Here is a 2832-nt window from a genome sequence, read left to right on the forward strand (position 1 = left end):
AAATCTCTTTGGGATATATCCAAGGCGCACGCCCTTTAAAAGTCCGTAGGCGATAAGGGCTGTACCTGAAGTCTCAAGGTAGTTCCTGTCATCATCTTTTTTATCCACAACCTGATAGAACATTCCGCTCTCATCCTGGAATGGGATAAGGGCATTGGCTAGGTCCTCAAGCATGGTCTGAAGATATCTGTACTCATAGTACATGGATTCGTCCATGGCCTCAGCTGTGTCAACCAAAGCTACTGTGAACCAACCAAGGGCTCTTAGCCAGAAGTTAGGCGAAAGACCTGTGTCTTTGTCTGCCCAGTACATGTCTCTGCTCTCGTCGTATCCGTGGTAATAAAGACCAGTCTCTTTATCCTTCATAAGAGCTTCTACATTTTTGAACTGTTTAAAGGAATCAAGACAGCCCTGCATCTTGTTGTATCTCTTTTCATATTCCATGTAGAAGGGCTGTGCCATATACATTCCATCAAGCCAGACCTGATAGGGGTAGATCTTCTTATGCCAAAAGTTTCCGGCATTGGTCCTTGGCATGGTGGCAAGCTGGCTTCTTGCTGTATCCATGGCCTTTCTGTATTTCTCTTTTCCTGTAAGGTCATAGAGCTTGAACAGGTTCTTGCTGGGATTGATATTGTCAAGGTTATACTCGGCAGGATCGTAGGTTTTGATGGAGCCGTCCTCCTGAACGAACCATGAGACAAAGGAATCTGCAAAATCCAGATATTTTTTGTCTCCTGTCATCTCGTAAAGAGAAAGGACAGCAGTGATCATGCATCCATCGATGTAGTTCCAGGTATTGGGCTTGCCCTGAAGGATCTTCTCCTTGTTCCAGAAGGGGTGCTCTGCATCGGACTGCTCCAAAAGATAATCAACATACTCTGAAAGCATCTTGTAGGTTTCTTGTCTTGTCATGGGATTCTCCAACTCTTTTTTGAAATTGATTGTTGTTACGATAAAGCAGTAGATAGTACCAAATGTAAGTGCTTACATTTTAACATATTATGGGAAAATATGGTATACTGTTTTTTCAGCGAGGTGGCAAAAATGAAAGAAAATATAACCAGGAAAATGCTTGATTTTATCGATGCTTCACCCACAGCCTTTCACGTGGTGGACAACATTAAAAAAGAGCTTTTGAAAAAGAAATTTACAGAGCTTAAGGAGACTGATGTCTGGAGCCTTAAACCAGGTAACTACTTTGTTACAAGAAATGGCTCTGCAATAATCTCTTTTAAGATACCGAAAAAAGATTTTAAGGGCTTTAACATGATCGCATCCCACAGCGATTCTCCTACCTTCAAGATCAAGGAAAATCCGGAGATGGCTGTTGCAGGAGCCTATGTGAAGCTCAACGTTGAAAAGTACGGCGGAATGCTGTGCGCTGAGTGGTTTGACAGACCCCTCTCCGTTGCAGGAAGGCTTGTTGTTGATAAGAAGGGCAAGGCTGAGCCTGTGCTTGTAAACGTGGACAGAGATCTTTTGATGCTTCCTGCCCTTGCAATCCACATGGACAGAGAGGCCAATGACGGACACAAGTACAACGCCCAGACTGACATGCTTCCACTGTTTGGAGATGAGACTTCTGAAGGGAAGTTTTTTGATATTGTGGCAGAGGCTGCAGGTGTTAAGAAAAAAGATATCTTAAGCCATGATCTGTTTTTGTATAACAGGGTTAAGCCTGCATTCTGGGGTGCAAGTGAGGAGTATATTTCAAGCTCACGCCTTGATGATCAGGAGTGTGTATTTAGCAGTCTCTTTGGATTCTTGGATGCAAAGCCAACGGACTACGTTTCAATGCATCTTGTTTTTGACAACGAAGAGGTCGGCAGTACAACCAAGCAGGGAGCGGCATCATCCTTCCTTAAGGACACCCTTGAGAGAATTAATGACGGTCTTGGACGAACAAGGCAGCAGTACCTTTCTGCAATAGCAGGAAGCTTCATGATATCTGCTGACAACGCTCACGCAGTTCACCCTAATTACCAGGACAAGGCAGACCCTGTGAACAGACCTGTAATGAACAAGGGTATTGTCATCAAGTACAACGCTAATCAGAAGTACACAACAGACGGCGTTTCTGCAGCAAACTTTAAGCTTCTTTGCAAAGAGGCTGGCGTTCCATTCCAGACCTTTACCAACAGGTCTGATATGCCAGGAGGATCCACACTTGGCAATATTTCAACCACTCAGGTTTCTGTAAACACAGTGGATATCGGACTCGCACAGCTTGCGATGCATTCACCTTATGAGTCTGCAGGCAGCAAGGATCCTGAGTACCTGGCTAAAGTGGCACAGGTTTTCTATAGTAAGTAACAGTTTTTGGAGGAAGTAATGGGAATTTTTGACGTGTTTGGCAAGGCAAAGAAAGAGGTCCAGGCTGAAGAAGAGGCAAAGGAAAAAGAGCTTGAAGCTCAGAAGGAAAAAAGCTTAGCCGAGCTTAAGAGTAACTATGAGGGACTTGGCTGGCCTGTGATAGGAAGGCTTAATCCTGTTAATATAAAGGGCGCTGAAGACAGCGTCATGAAAGAAACTCTGTCAGATGAGAGAAAAGACGAGCTTGGGGAAATGGTTTTTGATGAGGATATCTCTCCAGAAACTCTTAAGCTCTTTTCACCACAGGAGCTGTTATTTCTTTTAACCGCTCTTGAGATGTACCACAAGCATTCACCACTTCCAGGGTTTGAGAAAAACCACAGGAAGGTTTACAACGAGGTTTTAGACAGAGTAAGAAACGCAGAGTACCTGCAGGTTCTCTACGATATGAACACCGGATATCCATTTATTGATCACGGTTTTGCATGCGTTTATTTTGACAAGGACATGGCTGAG

3 protein-coding genes are annotated in these 2832 nt (G+C 44.0%); 2 read left to right on the forward strand and 1 reads right to left on the reverse strand.

The window, feature by feature from the left end; genetic code table 11:
* Positions 1-915: glycoside hydrolase family 88/105 protein (locus J6I68_RS13235; RefSeq protein ID WP_292221009.1), on the reverse strand; the 915-nt coding region annotated here is incomplete at its 3' end.
* A gap of 132 nt (positions 916-1047) precedes the next feature.
* On the opposite strand from J6I68_RS13235, the gene J6I68_RS13240 reads away from it, so the two are divergent.
* Together J6I68_RS13240 and J6I68_RS13245 are read left to right on the forward strand one after the other, a co-directional pair.
* On the forward strand, positions 1048-2316 hold the full coding sequence (locus J6I68_RS13240; protein WP_292221010.1) for a M18 family aminopeptidase: 1269 nt from the start codon (positions 1048-1050) through the stop codon (positions 2314-2316).
* An 18-nt stretch (positions 2317-2334) separates the two neighbouring features.
* Positions 2335-2832 (forward strand): hypothetical protein (locus J6I68_RS13245; RefSeq protein WP_292221011.1); only part of this gene is annotated, 498 nt, incomplete at its 3' end.

The sequence above is a fragment of the Butyrivibrio sp. genome (assembly GCF_017940685.1).
Taxonomy (GTDB): Bacteria; Bacillota; Clostridia; order Lachnospirales; family Lachnospiraceae; genus Butyrivibrio.

What these genes read in the sequence shown, in the direction of transcription:
- J6I68_RS13240 (WP_292221010.1), top strand. Translation starts at nt 1,048, where the DNA reads ATGAAAGAAAATATAACCAGGAAAATGCTTGATTTTATCGATGCTTCA.